The organism is Streptomyces sp. NBC_00620, from assembly GCF_026341825.1.
Lineage (GTDB): Bacteria > Actinomycetota > Actinomycetes > Streptomycetales > Streptomycetaceae > Streptomyces.
The window spans coordinates 698,981-715,734 of sequence record NZ_JAPENY010000003.1 but is presented as its reverse complement, the minus strand read 5'-3'; the positions used below and the strand labels follow the sequence as shown (position 1 = coordinate 715,734).

Annotated in this window: 20 protein-coding genes; 10 read left to right on the top strand and 10 right to left on the bottom strand. The window is 69.0% G+C overall.

Annotated elements, in window-relative coordinates; genetic code table 11:
- Positions 1-78: 78 nt before the first annotated feature.
- A complete protein-coding gene (locus tag OG246_RS34540) occupies positions 79-1,971 on the top strand; it encodes an ABC transporter ATP-binding protein (RefSeq protein WP_266474934.1) in 1,893 nt (630 codons plus the stop codon).
- Here OG246_RS34540 and OG246_RS34535 read toward each other — a convergent pair.
- From OG246_RS34535 to OG246_RS34525, 3 genes are all read right to left on the bottom strand, one after another.
- Positions 1,968-4,022: a serine/threonine-protein kinase gene (locus tag OG246_RS34535; RefSeq protein WP_266472507.1), complete on the bottom strand. Its 2,055-nt coding sequence runs from the start codon at positions 4,020-4,022 to the stop codon at positions 1,968-1,970. The two genes, OG246_RS34540 and OG246_RS34535, sit on opposite strands and share 4 nt — an antisense overlap.
- A 280-nt stretch (positions 4,023-4,302) precedes the next feature.
- Positions 4,303-4,890: a GNAT family N-acetyltransferase gene (locus tag OG246_RS34530; protein WP_266472504.1), complete on the bottom strand. Its 588-nt coding sequence runs from the start codon at positions 4,888-4,890 to the stop codon at positions 4,303-4,305.
- A gap of 65 nt (positions 4,891-4,955) precedes the next feature.
- The gene (locus tag OG246_RS34525) at positions 4,956-5,381 is read right to left on the bottom strand and encodes an STAS domain-containing protein (RefSeq protein WP_266472502.1); all 426 of its coding nucleotides are present in this window, start codon (positions 5,379-5,381) and stop codon (positions 4,956-4,958) included.
- Positions 5,382-5,886: 505 nt separating this feature from the next.
- Here OG246_RS34525 and OG246_RS34520 point away from each other — a divergent pair.
- Together OG246_RS34520 and OG246_RS34515 are read left to right on the top strand one after the other, a co-directional pair.
- Entirely contained in the window at positions 5,887-6,738 is an 852-nt protein-coding gene (locus tag OG246_RS34520) for a hypothetical protein (protein WP_266472500.1), read from the top strand.
- Between the two features lie 480 nt (positions 6,739-7,218).
- The gene (locus tag OG246_RS34515) at positions 7,219-8,286 is read left to right on the top strand and encodes an acyl-CoA desaturase (RefSeq protein ID WP_266474931.1); all 1,068 of its coding nucleotides are present in this window, start codon (positions 7,219-7,221) and stop codon (positions 8,284-8,286) included.
- Positions 8,287-8,422: 136 nt separating this feature from the next.
- Here the strand turns inward: OG246_RS34515 and OG246_RS34510 are convergent, their stop codons facing one another.
- The 3 genes from OG246_RS34510 to OG246_RS34500 form a co-directional block, all read right to left on the bottom strand.
- The gene (locus OG246_RS34510; protein WP_266472497.1) at positions 8,423-8,860 is read right to left on the bottom strand and encodes a hypothetical protein; all 438 of its coding nucleotides are present in this window, start codon (positions 8,858-8,860) and stop codon (positions 8,423-8,425) included.
- Positions 8,861-8,917: 57 nt separating this feature from the next.
- Positions 8,918-9,493: a hypothetical protein gene (locus OG246_RS34505; protein WP_266472494.1), complete on the bottom strand. Its 576-nt coding sequence runs from the start codon at positions 9,491-9,493 to the stop codon at positions 8,918-8,920.
- Between the two features lie 134 nt (positions 9,494-9,627).
- Positions 9,628-9,801 (bottom strand): CsbD family protein, encoded by a 174-nt coding sequence (locus tag OG246_RS34500; RefSeq protein ID WP_266472492.1) that lies wholly within the window; start codon positions 9,799-9,801, stop codon positions 9,628-9,630.
- Positions 9,802-10,630: 829 nt separating this feature from the next.
- Between OG246_RS34500 and OG246_RS34495 the strand changes: the two genes are divergently transcribed.
- The 6 genes from OG246_RS34495 to OG246_RS34470 all read left to right on the top strand — a co-directional run bounded on the left by OG246_RS34495 (position 10,631) and on the right by OG246_RS34470 (position 13,464).
- A complete protein-coding gene (locus OG246_RS34495; RefSeq protein ID WP_266472489.1) occupies positions 10,631-10,900 on the top strand; it encodes a hypothetical protein in 270 nt (89 codons plus the stop codon).
- 83 nt (positions 10,901-10,983) lie between these two features.
- Entirely contained in the window at positions 10,984-11,391 is a 408-nt protein-coding gene (locus OG246_RS34490) for an ANTAR domain-containing protein (protein ID WP_323178358.1), read from the top strand.
- Positions 11,388-11,744: a PRC-barrel domain-containing protein gene (locus OG246_RS34485; RefSeq protein WP_266472487.1), complete on the top strand. Its 357-nt coding sequence runs from the start codon at positions 11,388-11,390 to the stop codon at positions 11,742-11,744. Before OG246_RS34490 ends, OG246_RS34485 begins: the two co-directional genes overlap by 4 nt.
- A 55-nt stretch (positions 11,745-11,799) precedes the next feature.
- The gene (locus OG246_RS34480; RefSeq protein ID WP_266472485.1) at positions 11,800-12,159 is read left to right on the top strand and encodes an ANTAR domain-containing protein; all 360 of its coding nucleotides are present in this window, start codon (positions 11,800-11,802) and stop codon (positions 12,157-12,159) included.
- Between the two features lie 60 nt (positions 12,160-12,219).
- On the top strand, positions 12,220-13,068 hold the full coding sequence (locus tag OG246_RS34475) for a ribonuclease BN (protein ID WP_266472482.1): 849 nt from the start codon (positions 12,220-12,222) through the stop codon (positions 13,066-13,068).
- A 108-nt stretch (positions 13,069-13,176) separates the two neighbouring features.
- Positions 13,177-13,464, top strand: a complete 288-nt coding sequence (locus OG246_RS34470; RefSeq protein ID WP_266472480.1) for a hypothetical protein — start codon at positions 13,177-13,179, stop codon at positions 13,462-13,464.
- On the opposite strand, the gene OG246_RS34465 is transcribed toward OG246_RS34470, so the two are convergent.
- The 4 genes from OG246_RS34465 to OG246_RS34450 all read right to left on the bottom strand — a co-directional run bounded on the left by OG246_RS34465 (position 13,465) and on the right by OG246_RS34450 (position 15,589).
- Positions 13,465-14,181, bottom strand: a complete 717-nt coding sequence (locus OG246_RS34465; RefSeq protein WP_266472477.1) for a GAF and ANTAR domain-containing protein — start codon at positions 14,179-14,181, stop codon at positions 13,465-13,467.
- 77 nt (positions 14,182-14,258) lie between these two features.
- Positions 14,259-15,020: an ANTAR domain-containing protein gene (locus tag OG246_RS34460; RefSeq protein ID WP_266472474.1), complete on the bottom strand. Its 762-nt coding sequence runs from the start codon at positions 15,018-15,020 to the stop codon at positions 14,259-14,261.
- On the bottom strand, positions 15,017-15,145 hold the full coding sequence (locus tag OG246_RS34455; RefSeq protein ID WP_266472471.1) for a hypothetical protein: 129 nt from the start codon (positions 15,143-15,145) through the stop codon (positions 15,017-15,019). The genes OG246_RS34460 and OG246_RS34455 overlap by 4 nt, the downstream gene beginning before the upstream one ends.
- A gap of 216 nt (positions 15,146-15,361) precedes the next feature.
- Positions 15,362-15,589, bottom strand: a complete 228-nt coding sequence (locus OG246_RS34450) for a hypothetical protein (protein WP_266472468.1) — start codon at positions 15,587-15,589, stop codon at positions 15,362-15,364.
- A 283-nt stretch (positions 15,590-15,872) separates the two neighbouring features.
- Between OG246_RS34450 and OG246_RS34445 the strand changes: the two genes are divergently transcribed.
- Positions 15,873-16,700, top strand: coding sequence for a SigB/SigF/SigG family RNA polymerase sigma factor (locus tag OG246_RS34445; RefSeq protein WP_266472466.1), 828 nt, complete (start codon positions 15,873-15,875; stop codon positions 16,698-16,700).
- The last annotated feature ends 54 nt before the right edge of the window (positions 16,701-16,754 follow it).

Here is a 16,754-nt window from a genome sequence, read left to right as displayed (position 1 = left end):
TGCTGGGCAAGATGAAAGGGGCGTCGACCGATGGTTGACCTCAACATTGCTTGAGGTCATACCGTCACTCCCATGAGCATGGAGACCACAGCCTGGACACAGCTGCACAGCGTCATGAACGCGCAGCAGGAACGCCGCCCCTTCGCCCGCGCGACACTGCGCCGTATCGCCGCCTTCGCCCGTCCGCACCGCCGCCGCATCGGCCAGTTCGTCGTACTCAGCATCGCGACCGCGCTGCTGGCCGTCGCAACGCCGGTGCTCGCGGGGCGCGTCGTGGACGTGATCGTCTCCGACGGCGACGACGGAACCGTCATCCGCCTTGCCGTGCTCATCGCACTCATCGCCTTCGCCGAAGCGGCGCTGGGACTCCTTGGCCGCTGGCTCTCGTCGACTCTCGGCGAGGGCCTCATCCTCGATCTTCGTACGGCTGTCTTCGATCATGTGCAGCGCATGCCGGTCGCGTTCTTCACACGTACTCGTACGGGCGCGCTCGTCAGTCGACTCAACAACGACGTCATCGGCGCCCAACGCGCCTTCAGCAACACCCTGTCGGGAGTCGTCAGCAACGTCGTCACGCTGCTCCTCACCCTCGCCGTGATGCTGACCCTGTCCTGGCAGATCACGCTGCTCGCGCTCGCCCTGCTGCCCGTGTTCGTGGTGCCCGCGCGCCGGATGGGCAGCCGGATGGCCCGCCTCACGCGGGAGGCCGCGAACCTCAACGCCTCGATGGGCACCAGGATGACCGAGCGCTTCTCCGCGCCCGGCGCCACACTCATCAAGCTCTTCGGGCGCCCTGAGGACGAGTCCGCCGAGTTCGCGGAACGCGCCAGTCGGGTACGGGACATCGGCGTGCGTACGGCGATGGCGCAATCGGCGTTCATCACGGCTCTGACACTCGTATCCGCTCTCGCCCTCGCGCTCGTGTACGGCCTCGGCGGCTGGTTCGCGCTGCGCGGCAGCCTGGAACCGGGCGCCGTCGTCTCGCTGGCCCTGCTGCTGACCCGCCTCTACGCGCCGCTCACCTCACTCGCGGGAGCGCGCGTCGAGGTCATGAGCGCCCTCGTGAGCTTCGAGCGCGTCTTCGAGGTCCTTGACCTCAAGCCGCTCATCGAGGAGAAGCCCGACGCACGCACGGTGCCGGACGGGCCGGCAGCCGTCGAGTTCGACGGCGTCCGCTTCGCCTACCCCTCCGCCGACAAGGTCTCCCTGGCCTCCCTTGAGGAGGTCGCATCCCTGGACACCCGTGGCGGCGCCGAGGTCCTGCACGGCGTCTCCTTCCGCGCCGAACCCGGCCAGACCGTCGCACTCGTCGGCTCCTCCGGCGCAGGCAAGTCGACCATCGCCCAGCTACTGCCGCGGCTGTACGACACCGACGAGGGCGTCGTCCGCATCGGCGGCGTCGACGTCCGCGACCTCAGCGCGGAGTCAGTGCGGGACACCCTCGGCATGGTCACGCAGGACGGTCACCTGTTCCACGATTCGGTGCGGGCGAACCTGCTGCTGGCCCGCCCGTCCGCGACCGAGGACGACCTGTGGGACGTCCTGCGCCGCGCCCGTCTCGAAGACCTCGTACTCTCCCTGCCCGACGGTCTCGACACCGTGGTCGGCGAACGCGGCTACCGGCTCTCCGGCGGCGAACGCCAGCGCATGACCATCGCCCGCCTGCTCCTCGCCCGCCAGCGCGTCGTCATCCTCGACGAGGCCACCGCCCACCTCGACAACACCTCCGAGGCCGCCGTCCAGGAGGCGCTGACCGAGGCCCTTGCGGGACGGACCGCCGTGGTGATCGCCCACCGACTGTCCACCGTGCGGGCCGCCGACGTGATCCTCGTCGTCGAGGCGGGGCGGATCGTGGAACGCGGCACGCATGAGGAGTTGTTGGCGGTGGACGGGCGGTATGCGGAGCTGTACAGGACGCAGTTCAAGAATGCGCGGGAGGATGCGGGAGAGGTGGTGGGGGTGCACCCCTAAGCGCTGCCTTCGATCTTCTTGCCGTCGGGCCGGTACAGCGTGCACATCACGTATCGGAAGCCGTCGTTCCAGTAGTCCTCCTTTTCCATCCAGGCTTGCAGCTCCTCAGCGGGACCCTTCTCAGGGGTAGACCCGTACTTGTTCGAGCAGAGCTTCAGTGACTCGTCCCAGGTTGCCTTGAAAGTCATGCCCTCGGGCGCGTTCACGAAGCCGACAACCTCCTGGTTGTGGGCGGCGCTGCAGTCGGCGAGGAATGCTGAGACCGCATCTCCTTCTGTTTTCGTGTCCATGCAGTCGCCGACGGAGCCGTTGAACATCCAGTACTCCGCCCCGAGATCGCGGTCGGTGCCAACCGGTCCGTAAAGGGAGGCGGTCTTGTTGAAGACCAGACAGGCTGTGTTGTGCACGTTGCTGGCCCACCCTTGCTCACTGGGCACGAGTGCGTACGACTGAGCGTCGGCCATGCCGCCCACGGTGTCGCCGAGCAGCCCCTCGCAGCGGCTCTCTCCGTTCTCCTTCGCGTCGTCAAGGGAGGTAGCCGCGTCCAGTTCGAGTACTTGGCCGTCCACCGTGTCGCTCTGGGGCGTGCAGGCGACGACCCCGAGGGAATCGGGCGCGCCGTTGAATTTCTCCTGGCCCCACACTGCGGAGACGCATTCCCCGACCTGCAACTCCCTTGTCAGCTCCACGGTTTCCCCGTACGTCTTCACGGGCCCGGTCTGACTGGGAGTGCTGTCGCTCGACGTGTCTTCAGAGCTGTCGAGGAGCGAGGTTCCAGCCCAGGCACCTCCGCCGGCGATCAGTACGATCGCCGCGAGGATGGCGATGATCCGGCCGCGTGGCATCTTCCGGGACGGCTGGGGTTCTGGCTGCCCCGTGCCTGCCGGAGTGTCGTCGTGTCCGCCGGGCGGCGCCGCGAAACTTCTCAGCCGGGTCTGTTCATCCTGGGCCGTTTCATCCGGGGCCGGTTCACCCCGTGCCGGCTCGACCACCGCAGTGGGCTCCGCGTCCGATTCCCGGTGGTCGGGCGGTTGGTCCCCCACGCCCACGACCACGGTGGGCTCAGGTGCGGTCGGTGCGGTTGATGCGGCAGGAGCGGCAGGAGCGGCCGGTGCGGTCGGTGCGGTCGGTGCGGTCGGAGCGGCTGGAGCGGTGCTGGGCGGGGCGACGACCTTCGCCGGCCCGCCGGCCAGCTCCGTGAGCAGACGTCCCGCCTCGTCGCCGCCCATCCGCTGGTCGGGATCCTTGGCGAGCAGCCCGAGCAGCACAGGCGCGAGGGCCCCCGCCCGGTCCGGTGGCGAGGGCTCCTCGAAGAGCAGCGCGGTCAGCGTGGAGGCTTCCGAGTCACGGTCGAAGGGGCCAGTCCCGCCGACGGCGAAGTAGAGCGTGGCGCCGAGTGAGAAGAGGTCGGACGCGGGACTCGGCGGTGCGCCTCGGGCTCGTTCCGGCGCCAGGAAGCCAGGGGTTCCGACGAGCGAGGATGTGGCGGTGAGGCGGGGTTCGCCGGAGTCGGGCCTGAGCGCGATGCCGTAGTCCGCCAACAGCACTCGCCCGCGGTCTTCGTGGTACGTGGCGTCCTGGTCGGGAGTCGCCAGCAGGATGTTGGCCGGTTTGACGTCGCGGTGGAGGATCCCGAGCCGGTGGCCGGCCGTCAGTGCGTCCAGTACGCCAAGGCCGATGCGGGCCGCTTCCGCGGCGGGCAGGGGGCCCTGCTCGCGTACGACGTCTTCGAGGGTCGTCGCGCCGGGCACGTACTCCATCACGATCCACGGAAGGCCGTCTTCCTCGACGACGTCGTGCACGGTGGCCACGTGCGGGTGGTCGCGCAGCCGGGCAGCCAGGCGTGCCTCACCCCGTGCTCTGGCCACGCGTGCGATCAGCTGCGGCTCAGGCAGATCCCTCGGTACGGCGACTTCCTTGACGGCGACCTCGCATGCGAGGTCCAGGTCGTAGGCGAGCCAGACCCTTCCCATGCCACCGGCGCCGATCCTGCGTATCAGCCGATACCGTCCCGCGATCACCCGCCCCGCGCTGTCATCCAAGCTCGTCATGGCAAGCCTCCGCCGAGACGTCCAGATGTGCACGATCCCCGGCGTAGTGCCGCCTAAGGGCTTCCCCCGCGCTTAGGCCCACTCAGAGCCGTTCAGAAAATTCCCCTACATAAAACATATGCCCATGTAATGAACCGTGCAATTTGGGCATATGGGGTCGGCTGGGCCCTGGTCGCGTTTGTCTGAGGTGGCGTCGAAGAACGCGCAAGAGGCCGACGCGAGTACGCGGAATCTGGCCCAAGGGCCGCCGGGAAGCGGGCTGTCGGCGGGTGAAAAGCGTTCACCGCGATCGTGCGTGGTGCGCGAGGCCGCCCGGCTGTGCCGCCGTCGGCTCTCCGAGGGGAAGGACCAGCGCCCGCAACACGGTTGGGCCTGGTGGCCTGTAGACCAGGCCGATGTCGCGCCATCCCCGCGACCGGAACCCGGCACAGGCCGCGCGGTGGGTCCGGTCCACCAGGGTCGCGCCGAGCAGGGCCCGGTGGTCGGCGAGCAGCTGCTCCTGCAGACGGTCGGCCAGGCCGTGGTGCCGCTCGGAGGGGCGGACCACGATCCCGCTGATGGCGAACACCTGTCCGGACGCAGTGAGTTGCCCGACGTCTTGCGGGAGTGTTCCGCGGAATCCGTTCCACCAGGAGCCGTCGCGCGGCACGGGGAATCCGAACGCGCACCCCACCAAGTCCGGTGCCTGCGCGGTCAGCATGGCGAATCCCGGTCGCCACGTGTTGCGTGTGAGGCGGCGCAGGAAGTCCTGCCGGCCGCGGTGCTGCCAACCGGGCGCTGTGGCGCAGGACTCCGCGTACAGGTCTGCCAGGTCCTCCCGCATGCCCTCGGCCTGCCAGCGGTTGAGCCGGCGCAGGCTCAGGGGCATCCCGCGCCTGGCGGGCGGGCGGTGGTCCACGCGTTTCCGCGGTCGGCTCGGCCCGGGCGGGGCGGTCACCAAGCACCGCCCGGGAAAGCAGGCATGGCCGGTGGGAGCCAGGGCGCGGCCTGGTGCATGGGCGAGGGCCACGGGGGCGGTCGGCTCCCGGCGAGGGCATCCGGGAGGGTGACGAAGAGGGAGCCGGAGCCGGTGAGGGCGACGAGTCGTTCCAACGCCGGGCTGGGGTGGTGCAGTTGCAGGGACCCTCCGGCCGCGGTGGTGTGCATCAAGGCGTGGAGGAAGGCGTTGAGGCCGCTGCTGTCGCAGAAGGTCACGGAGGTGACATCGACGTCGATGGCGAGGATGCCATCGTGCAGGCATCGCTCCAGTGATGCGTGCACCAGGGGCAGCGAATTCAGGTCGATCTCACCGGTCAGGGTGATCAACGCCCGGTTGTCCGCGTAGTGCCGGTGGACGCTCAGGAAGGGTGGGGTACTCATGGGCAGGGTGCCTCGGTTCACGAGACCGTGCCGGGCTCCCGGTACGGTCGTACGGTCGTGCAGGCAGGTGGGTGACCGATCCCGCAGCCGGTGTTCCGGGGCGTAGGACCCAGTCGGTTCCCTCGGGGATGCGCCGGGCGACCGGACGAATGATCCGCTCTCCGCGGGCATGTGGGCCAAGCAGTGATGGCCCGCCGGGGTCAGGGACGTCCGTAGCCAGCATAGTCGTGAGGCCGGTCCCGCGGTCGGGTGGTGGATCGGCGTCTGCCGGACGGTGGTTCGGTGAGTGCCAGGTGTGGCTGACAGGGCACAGGCCGCGGTCACTGATCGCAGATGAAACACCGTCAGCGGGGCAGTCGTCCCGTGGCACTGCCCGCACCGCTGAAGGAGTCCCAGGGGCCTCCGCGTTTCCAGAAGTCCATCTCGATCTTCCCGGGGTGGGTCCGAACGCAGAAATCACGCGCAGCACAGGGCTGTTGGGCTCCAGAACTATCAAGGGATGTCGATGGAGAATCGCAGAGAAGAAAGAGAAGAAGAGGAGCGGGCGCCCAAGCGCAAGGTGCTCGACCTGACGCTCGTGCAGGTGGTGGCAAGCGCACTCGCGACTGTGGTGGGCGCGGTGCTGGCGTCCCTGCTGGGGGTGACCGGGACGATCATCGGCGCCGCCGTGATCAGTACCAGCGCGACCACCGGCGCAGCGGTCTTCTCGCATGCTTTCCGACGGACCGGCGAGGGGATCCGCAGCCGGGTGCCGTCCGTAGGAGTGCCGAGGACACCGGGCGAGGAACGGGCGGAACACCGCGCGGACGCCCGGGCGGCGTTCGGCTTACCGGCGGACGCCACGGCCTCTGACGAGAGGCCGTCCTTCGGACGCGATGGCCCGGTTGGTGAGCACGGCGGGACAACGGCGGCCTCCTCGCCCTCTTCGTCCTCCGAAGGCGAGTCGGTCACCACCTATCGGGGTGGCTCCGGCCGGAGGTCCATAAGCTGGAAGAAGTACGCCCTGGCGACGGGCCTGGTGTTCGCCCTCGCGATGATCACGGTGACCGCGGTGGAGCTGATCGCGGGCAAGCCGGTGGCCGCCGTGGTCAAGAATGAGCCCGGCAGGGGAACCTCGGTGGGCGGTGGCACGGCCGGTACCCCCGAACCCGCCGACAGCCGGACACCCACCCCGGGTGCGTCCAGTGGCGCGGTGCCGCAGACGACAAGCCCTGCCTCGCCGGGCGCGAGCGCGGCACCGGGCACCGGTTCTGCTCCCAGCTCCAGTCCCAGTGCCAGCCCCAGTGCCAGTGCTCCGGCGCCGTCCGCTTCGTCAAGCGAGGGTGCCGTGAGCAGTTCCGAAGCCACCGCTGATTGAGCAGTGACGAGCCGGCCCGGGCCCCGATGGGCCGGAGGTCGGCCAGAGGCGCACTGTTCGCTCGACGGGCGTGGCGTTAGGCTGCGTCGTGAGGCCCGAGCCCCCGGCAGCTGCTCAACTGCTCCGTTCCAGGGAGGCGCGTGGTGCACGCAGGTCTCGACAACACCTTCGTGATCCTCCGTTCGGCGAGAGCGGATTGGACCGCTGGAAATCGTCGGCGCTGCCTCGAAGGCGGCGATGTGCCACGTCCCAGGTCGATGTCAGGGCATCGAGCCAACCGTGACGTGGTCCTCCCGCCAGCGGGAGGACGGCTGCCGGCGCGGGATCTGTATCGACTGCCTCACCCCACGGGCGTTCGGGCGCGCCCGTGACCTGCGAACCAGCGAACTCCGCGGCCTGGCCAGCCAGTTGACCCAGACCCGCGTCTCGGCGGTGTCCGCACCGCCGGTCCTCGACGCCCAGCCCTCCAAGGAGTCCCCTGTGACTGCCACCGCTCTCGCGCCCGACGAAGCCACCCTCGCCGAGGAGTTCGGCACGGAACTCGACCGAATCCGCTCCGAAGTCATCGCCACCCGCGGCGCCGACGACGCCCACTACATCCGTACCGTGATCGCCACCCAGCGCGGTCTGGAAGCGGGCGGCCGTCTCGCGCTCGCCGTCTCGCTGTTCCCGCCCGCCTGGGTCGCGGGCACCGCCATGCTCTCCCTCGCCAAGATCCTGGAGAACATGGAGCTGGGCCACAACATCCTGCACGGCCAGTGGGACTGGATGGGCGACCCGGCCATCCACTCCACGACCTGGGAGTGGGACTTCCTCTCGCCCGCCGAGGCCTGGAAGCACACTCACAATCATCTGCATCACACGTACACCAACGTCGTGGACCTCGACCGCGACCTCGGGTACACCGTCTTCCGGATGAGTGCCGAGCAGGCCTGGCGTCCACGCCATCTCGCCCAGCCGCTCTACAACCTCCTGCTCGCGCCGCTCTTCGAGTGGGGCATCGCGCTGTACGACCTTGAACCCGATGCCGTTGCCGCAGGCCGCAAACCGTGGCGCTCCTTCCTGGACGACGTGAGCGGGCTTCTTGCCAAGGCCACCCGTCAACTCACCAAGGACTACGTGATCTTTCCGCTGCTCGCGGGGCCCTCCGCGCTGCCCTGCCTGCTCGGGAACCTCACCGCCAACACGGTGCGCAACCTGTGGACCCACACCATCATCTTCTGCGGCCATTTCCCCGGAGGCGTCCGGACCTTCACCGAGGAGCACATCGACGGCGAGACCCGCGGCGAGTGGTATCTCCGCCAGATCCAGGGCTCCGCCAATATCGAGGGCGGCCCCCTCTTCCACGTCCTCAGCGGCAACCTCGGCCACCAGATCGAGCACCACGCCTTCCCGGACCTGCCCAGCAACCGCTACGCCGAGATCGCCCCGAAGGTGCGCGAACTCTGCGAGAGGTACGGCATCCCGTACGTCACCGGCCCGTTGTGGCGGCAGTACGGCTCCACCTGCGGCCGCATCCTGCGCTTCGCGGTGCCGGCCAGGAGCTAGGGCCTGTCTGACAGTTCCCGTCTGCCTCGCGACGCCATGCACGCGCCCCCACCCTCGAACCGGCTTCGCCCGGCTCGGGCGGGGGGACCCCCTTCGCCGCACCGGGCGCAGACCCAAGTACGTCCAGTACGAGGGTCTACGCCCGGCCGCCGGGATCCTCCTTGACCGTGATGGTGAGCGTCGGGCCCGGTGTCTCGGGGGGTGAGGTGATCGAGTACGTGCGCCAGTGCCGTACGCCGTCGATCTCCACCCCCAACGGCAGGTACTGGCCGGCCCGGTGCCCCGCCCAGCCGTGCCCGGGACGGATCTCCAGCGTGGCGGCCCCAGTGCACCCGGGCCGTACGGTGACCACCCGGCCCGCGGGATGGCGGGCGGACAGCAGCGGGTCGATCAGGCCGAGGTAGTCGTACGGCGCGAGGGGAGTCGCGAGGGCGTCGACGAGCCGACCCGCCGCAGCCAGCGCGCGGCCGCCGCCCCTGTCGGCGAGACCGGCGAGACCGGCGAAGACGCTGGCCGTCGTACCGGAGACGGCCGACGGCAACGACGGGAGGATCAGCGTGCGCAGAACCGGCATGGGCAGGAACCCCCGTTCGGGTAAGTCGGCCGCATCGCACACTCGGGATCGCTTCGGTCAGGCAAGTCGGCTCTCGGGTGGCGGCGGACTGTGCAGGTCGAAGTCGGTTGCGTGTTCGGCGACAAGTGCCTCGAAGAGGCTTCGGGCTTCGACCATGGCCTCCCGCATTTCCTCGGTGGCGCTCTGGCCGCGGGCGGCCGTGTGCATGCTGCGGTAACCGGGGACCTGGGCTGCGTGGTGGACGGAGAGGGCGGCGAACTGCTGCTCGAACTGTTCGCCGGGGAAGCCCCGGTCCTTGGCGAGGCGGGCAAGGAGCGCGTCCGCCTCGGTGACGGCCTTCTGCGGCGAGTCGATGAACTGGTCCTGGATGTCGGCCCATTGGGCCGTGTACCGCGCGCGGGCCTCGGCCGGCAGTGGTTGTTCCGTGAGGGAGCCGTGCTGCTTGACGCGCTCGCCCAGTTCCCGTTCGGCGGCCTTGGTGTCACCGTTGTGGTCGACGACGGCACGGTCGTACTCGGGTCCGAAGCGGTGTTTCAGCCCGCGCCCACCGCCGTCCCGGATACGTCCACGTCCGACGACGAGGACGGCGACCGCCGCGATGACGATCACGGCGATGATCACGATCGTGAGCATGGCTGCCTTCTCTGGTTCTCAGTTCGTGGGTTGCTCTGCTTCATAGCCGTGCCCGTCACTTCCTGTGGGCTGAATCCGCGTTGGCCTGCCGGGTGGTGTCCGCGCGAGGCGGGCATCACCCGGGGCGTTCGTGGTCAGCGCCTGAAGGCGTCCTTGGCCTTGTCGCCGGCCTGCTTCAGGTTTCCGGAGACCCGGTCGGTCATGCCTTGGCGCTGAAGTCGCTTGTTGCGGGTGGTCCGGCCGATGCGTTCGGTGATCCGGCCCTTGAGTTCCTGGGTCTTGTGCTTGATCGTCTGTCCGACGCTCATGGCTGTCCTCTGGTGTTCATTCGCCGCATGGGCTCCCGCGCGTGATCGCCCTACAGGCCGCTGCTCCCGCGGGTGGGAGAGCGTCTGGTGTGCAGGGGCGGTGGGGACGGCGAATCCACAACATCGCCGGGCCTCCAGATCGCGGGAATTTCCTGGTCCGCGGGGTCCGGGCGAAACGGGAAGGTGGAATGCTGCCCCGAACAATCTGGAGTGGCATAGTCCTACGCCGTGCTGTCAGTCAACGCCCGGCAACTTCCCTTGTCAACGTCGTGTCTACGCGCGGGAGTTCCGCGAGCGGGGGAGGGGCTGTTGGGGTGAACGGAGCCTCGGGGGGAGCTTCGACCGGCTCGGCCGGTGGGAGTACGTGGTCCTCCCACCAGGACAGGCCCATGACGGTGGCGAGCAGGACGAAGGGGACCGAAGCCGGAACGAGCAGCGCGTACATGCCTACCGCCTGTAGTGAATTGCGTGCGACGCGGCGGGCCAGCAGATGGATGGTGCCCGCATGGGGCGCATCGAGGCCGCGCGAGGATCGCGTGGCGACGGCGAGTGTGGAAGCGGCCCGACAGGTGCGGGGCAGGTTCCGGCACTGATGCGCAAGGTGCGCCCCCGAAGGAGCGCGAGAGGTGATCAACGCGCCGGGGGCTCGGGCCGTACCGTGCACGCTAGCCCCTGCCGCATCCCCTGAACAGATGTCAAGTGGCCATCCGCTCCAGGTGCAAGACCGTTACACGGGGCGCTGTCCGTAATCCTCTGGGCAGGACTACGCTGTGTGAACAGGCCCCGGCCCCCGGCATTGACGCTCTGTTCCGCTCCGGGGAGGCCCGCCGTGTTCGTTCTCCTGCTCATCCTGATCGTGGTCCTGTTCGGCTTGGGCTTCCTCAATCCCATCTGGTGGGTGGCCGCGGCCGTGCTGGTGTTCGGCGTTACCCGCTATGGCCGTGATCGTCGTGGAGGCTGGGGTCGTGGCGGCGCTTCCGAGTACGGGGAGTACCGGGACCGCCGGGAGCGTCAAGACCGCTGGGACCGTCGCTACAGCCGTCAGCACCGGGCGCGTTGGAGGCGCGAGGACCGACGGGACCGCGAACGCCGCGGGTGACCGACGAATTGGCCTGACATCCAGAGGTTCCGGGACGGCTCAGGCCATGCCGGACGCGCGGAAATCGTGGAGAGGTAGATGCGATGCATCGCACAGCCATGCTTCCGGAGAATTGGTGGGATCTGACGGTGGAGGCCCCGGCATCGGCAAGGGGCCCTGCGGGTCAGGATGTCGCGGCGCTGCGATCCGAGATCGATCAGCTGCGGCGGGCACTGGCAGGCCGTACGGCCATCGATCAGGCCTTCGGCATGGTGATGGTGCTGGCTCCCTGCCGCTCTGGGACGGCCAGGGGCCTGTTGGCGGACGTCTCGCGGCAGTGCGACGTCACACTGCGCGAGGTGGCTGCGGCCCTGATCGCAGCCTGGGAGGGTGAGCCGCTCCCGTGGCCGACGCAGCAGGCGTTGCGGCGTGCGTTGCGGCGGTTCTACGCGGAAGACCGGGGGTGTGACTCACGCCTGCCGGATGAGCCGTCCGGAAGGGGAAGGCCATGATTCACGCAGCTGATGTCCGGGAGTGGCGCGGCCTCGATGTCGTCGACACCCAGTCGCACAAGATCGGTGTCCTCGAGGCGGTCTATGTGGACACCACCACCGACGAGCCTGCGGTGGCCACCGTACGAATCGGACTGCCCACCCGGCACCGCCTAGTCTTCGTCCCCCTTCAGGACGCGATCGTCGGGCCGGGTCATCTCAAGGTCGGCTATGTCAAAACGCTGGTGAAGCAGGCCCCTTCCATCGGCACGGACGATGTGTTGCCCGCCGACCAGGAGGAAGCGATCTTCAAGCACTACGGCCTGCCCTACAAGCCCGGTGCAGCCGGCGAACGGCAACTGGCGCGCCGCTGACCGCCTATCGACCCGGCGACTGCCTTCGTGAGGACAGACTTGTGAGGTACGCACCATGAACCAGGTGACCGCGATCTCCGAAGAACAGCTGTTGCTGACGGCTGCGACTTGCGCGGGGGACGCGGCGTTGGCTGTCGAGGTTCTCGAACTGCGCGCCATGAATGAGCAGTTGGGCCGCGCGCTGGCCAGCCGTGCGGTGATCGACCAGGCGCGCGGAATGGTGATGGCTTTGGCACCGTGCACCAGCGACAAGGCCTGGGAGCTGCTGGTGGACGTTTCGCAGCACTGCAATGTGAAACTCAGGGACGTGGCTGCGGCCCTGGTCGCCACCACGAAGGACCAGGAACTCCCCGAGCCGATACGGCGCGAGTGGAGTCGCGCGCTGCGGCGCCTTCACACGCTGGAGCGGCGGTGACGATTCGCCCGCTGTCCCGAACGGCTTGGGTGACGTCGCCACATGTGATAGTCGACCTGCATGCCGAAGAAGCCTTCCGGTGCCGCGGACCGATCGTCTGTATCGGGACGGCTGGGCCGAGCGATCCGTGATTCGCCGGCCGAGCGCGGATGGCGGCGGAGCAGAGAGATCGAACTGGGGCCGAGGTCGCTGGGCTTCGCGGCGCTCGGATTCCTCACGCTGGTCCCCCTGCTGATCGTTGTCTCCGCGGCTGATCCGGCGCAGGGGCGGGGATTCGCGGAGTGGCTGGGGGACGGACTCGGTGTGTCGGGGGCCGCCAAGGACGAGATCGCGCGGTTGTTCTCCCGGCCCGGCCAGGTGCTGCAGACCACGACCGCCTTCGGCCTTGCCGCCCTCGCCGTCTTCGGTCTGACCTTCGGTGCCGCGGTGCAGACCGGCTACGAGAAGGTCTGGGAGTTGCCCCCGGCCCGCTGGTACGCAAGATGGCGACAGGTGCTGTGGCTCGGCGTGCTCGTCGGGTCCCTCTACCTGACCGCCACCACCACGCTGTGGCGCCATTCCCCGGCAGGCGCGGTGGGCGCGACGCTGAGCGCCGTCCTGTTCTTCTGGTGGTCGCAGCGGATGCTGCTCGGCAGGCGGATCGCCTGGAGCGCTCTGCTGCCCGGCGCAGTGGCAACGGTGCTCGGGCTGCTCGGGCTTCGGGTCTTCTCCCGTCTCGTCTTCTCACCGCTGATCGCATCCAGCGCGGTCACCTATGGTCCCTTCGGAACCGTCCTGGTCATCCAGTCCTGGCTGGTCGGAGTGGGCGTCGTCGTCTTCGGCGGAGCGCTGGTGGGCCGCCTGCTGTACGAGGAACTCCCCCGCGTGGCACAGGTTCTGAAAGAGCGGACCCGGCGACGACGGATCTGACGCCGGGCAACTGCGCGGAGCAGTACCGGGGGCGAAACCGGGCCGAGCATGCCAGGAGCTGTCGGGTCGGCGAGGTTTCAACTCTTCGGCGAGGGTCACTCGTTGGACATGTCCAGACGCTACGGCGGAAGCCTCGCGGGGAGGGCCATCCTCATCATCGCGGACATCACCGCGCTGATCCTGATCCTGTGGATCGCCTTCTACCTGTTCGACGCCAACACCACAAACGGTACGGTCTCCTGGATCCACGACGCGGCGAACTGGCTCTCGGGCTGGTCGCGCAACCTGTTCACCATCGAGTCGGACAACTGGCGAACCGTGGTCAATTACGGTCTGCCTGCTCTCGTCTACCTGCTGATCGGTCACGCCGCAGCCGGCCGGGTCGGCCGGTCCTAGTCAGCGCACCAGGCCGGGGAAGGCTTCGGAGTCGTCGATGAAGGCGCGGGCCACGTCGGACAGGCGTTGGTTGTGGGCGCGGGCGTAGCCGCGCAGTGCGGTGAAGGCCTGCTCCATGTCGATGTTCTGGCGTTCGGCCAGCTTTCCCTTGGCCTGTTCGATCAGCACTCGGCTGTTCAGCGCGGTCTGCAGCTGTTCGTTGAGGACCGTGCTGCGATGGCTTGAGCGTTGCTGTAACAGGCTGATGGTGGCGACGTCCGCCAGGGCCTGGGCGATGAGCGTGCCCGCCGGGTCGAAGGGGCCCGGGGCGGCGTGGAAGAGGTTCAGGGCGCCGACGACCTCGTCCCGCAGACGCATGGGCAGGGCCTGGACCGCCCCGAACCCGCTGCGGTGGGCCGCCGTGACGAAGCGCGGCCAGCGGTCGACCTCCCGGGTCAGGTCGGGGACGACCACCGGTGTGCCGGTGCGGAAGCATTCGAGGCAGGGGCCTTCGTCGTTCTGGAGCTGGAAGAGCTCAAGGAGGCGTACCTGTTCGTCGGAGGCGGCCATGACGCGGAGTTCGCCGTCGCGGTCGGCGAGCAACACACCGGCGGCGCTTGCGCCGAGCATGCCCACGCAGCGGTCGGTGAGCAGGCGCAGGAAGTCGATGAGGTCGAAGTCGGCGACCAGGTTGTCGGCCAGCTCGACGAATGTCTTGGCCAGGAGCTGCTGATTCATGGTGACACCCTCGATTGGGACTGGTCCCGCCGGGAGGGGCGGGAGGCACGGCACGTTCATCGGATGGCACCCATGGATCAGGGTTCCTCGTCGGTCTGTTGGGGTTTCGCGTCCGGGGAGAAGTGGAGCCGACGGGCCACGACGTCGGTGGCCACGTCGACAAGCCGGCGGCCCTGCATGTAGGCGTAGGCGCGGAGCCGGACGAAGGCCTCGTCGATGCCGACGTCCAGCTGGGCGGTGAGCATGCCGGTGGCCTGGTCGATCTCCGCCCGGTGTCCGCCCAGGTCCTCAAAGCCGCGGTCCGCCAGTGCTCCGTCGGCCGCTGTACCCGTCTCGTCGATCCGCGCGTCGAGCAGGAGCAACGTCGCGAGATCGGCGAAGGCCATCGCGTCGGCCAGTTCCTCCGCGCCCAGCACGGTCGGCACATTGGCGTACAGGTCGAGAACTCCCGGACTGATCGCCCCGATCTGCAGGGGGAGGGCGAAGACGGCGCGTGCGCCCGCTTCCAGGGCCGCGTCGGCGAACACGGTCCAGCGATCCTGTAGTTCACCGGTGAGCAGATCGGGCGTCAGGACGGCCGAGCCGTGGGTGAAGGCGTCCACGCAGGGCCCCTCGCCCAGCGTGAGCTGCAGCTCCTCCAGTTGCTCGCTGATGTCGTCGGTGCTGCACAGCGGATGGCTCGCCGCGGTCCTGGACATCGCCGACAGTCCGGCCCCGCCGACCGGCAGCGCTGCCACGGCCGCGGTGCACACGTCCACCACGCCGACCCGGGCACCGCGCAGGGCCGCCTGCTCGGCGACCAGCGACTGGATACGGGTCGAACGACTGTCGGGCCTCACCCGGGCCACCGAGCCCAGTCCGCACGGAAGCCGTCCGGCAGTTCCAGGTCGATCTCACCGGCCATGGTGATCGGGGCCCGGTTCCTTCGGTCATGGCGGTGAACGGTGAGCTGCGGTAGGGGCATGACGCCTCGGTTCTGAAGACCGTTCGGCAGCCGACGCTGTGGTGCACTGTGTCGAGCATTGACAAAGCCGCCAGGGTCTGGGACGCCCGTACCGCAGCATAGTCGTCGCCCGGTGCGGGGGCGGTCCTCAAGCCGCCTGTCTCAGGGGGGGGGACGGTGCCAAAACACGGTGGCGCGCGGATGTCCGGTGCCCCGAACGGCACTTGGGCGCTGTGCTCAGCGTCGACTTCTGGTTCTCCGGGTGGAACTTCCGCGGGTGGAGCTTGCGCGGGTGGAGCTTCGCCGACCGGACCAGCCCGACCCCACGCCGGCCAAGTGCACGGCCAGGAAGGCGAGTCCGACGAGCATGAGACTCGTCGGGCTGAAGATCGCCTCGGTCGATGTCTCGGTCACGCGGATGAGGAAGGCGATGATGAAGAGCGCGGCCGCCACGAATGCCAGCATCTGTCTACTCCTGCCGATGGACGGCGAACCACACGTGATCCCGGTGGCTGCGCCGCTGTCCGCTGGGTTCCCAGGACGGCGCCGATCAGTCGTACGAAGAGGGCAGCGCAGGCACTCGGCGCTGGGCAGGCCTCCCTGTTTGAACGCGGGCCGTCCGGGAAGCCGTCCGCTGTGCTTCGGACCGGAGGCACGCCCGTGCGAGCAGCTTCCGCTGCTCCCCTGTGCGCTGCGGTCTGCCGGCTCCCACGGTGAGTGATGCCACCGATCGGGGAGACACGCGCTCATGCCGGACGTACGCACGCAGAGCCCACGCAGCACACGCCCCCACGACTACGACGACGCGCCGGACACCGCCGCAGCGTTCAGCCGTATCGCCGCTCTGCCGGACGGTCAGGAGAGATCCGCGCTGCGGCAGGAGGTGGTGTGCGCCTGGATGCCGATGGCCGCACGGCTCGCCCGGCGCTTCCATCACCGCGGCGAGACCTTCGAAGACCTCAACCAGGTCGCGCAACTGGGTCTGGTCAAAGCGGTGTCCCGCTTCGACCCCGGTCTCGGCACGGCTTTCCCGAGCTTCGCCATACCGACGATCCTCGGCGAGGTGAAACGGCACTTCCGGGACGACCTCTGGGGCGTGCATGTGCCGCGACGGGTACAGGAACTGCGCGGCCGGGTCCGCGCCGCCGGCCATGAGCTCAGCTCTTCGCCGGGCGGCCGCGAACCCTCCGTCCCCGAGATCGCCGCGTACACCGGCCTGACCGAGGCCGAGGTACGACTGGGCCAGGGCGCGCTGGAGAGCTTCACCGCTCTGTCCGTGGACACCGTGCCCGGCACCCTCGAGAACCACCGTCCACTGACCGACACCCTCGGCGCCATGGAGCCCGGCTTCGACCGGGTGCTCGACCGCGAGGTCCTGCGCCCCCTGCTGCGAGCACTGCCCGAACGCGAACGCCAGATCCTGTACATGAGGTTCTTCGGCGAGATGACACAGGCCCGCATCGGCCTCCAGCTCGGTATCTCGCAGATGTACGTCTCCCGTCTGATCACCCGTACCTGTGCACGTCTGCGCCACCAGGTGCTGACCGACGCCCACGGTCCGAGGAGGGCCGCGTGAGGACGTCCCGGGTGCGCGGGCGGCGCCTGCGAACGGGCCCTGTTCCGCCGCGAC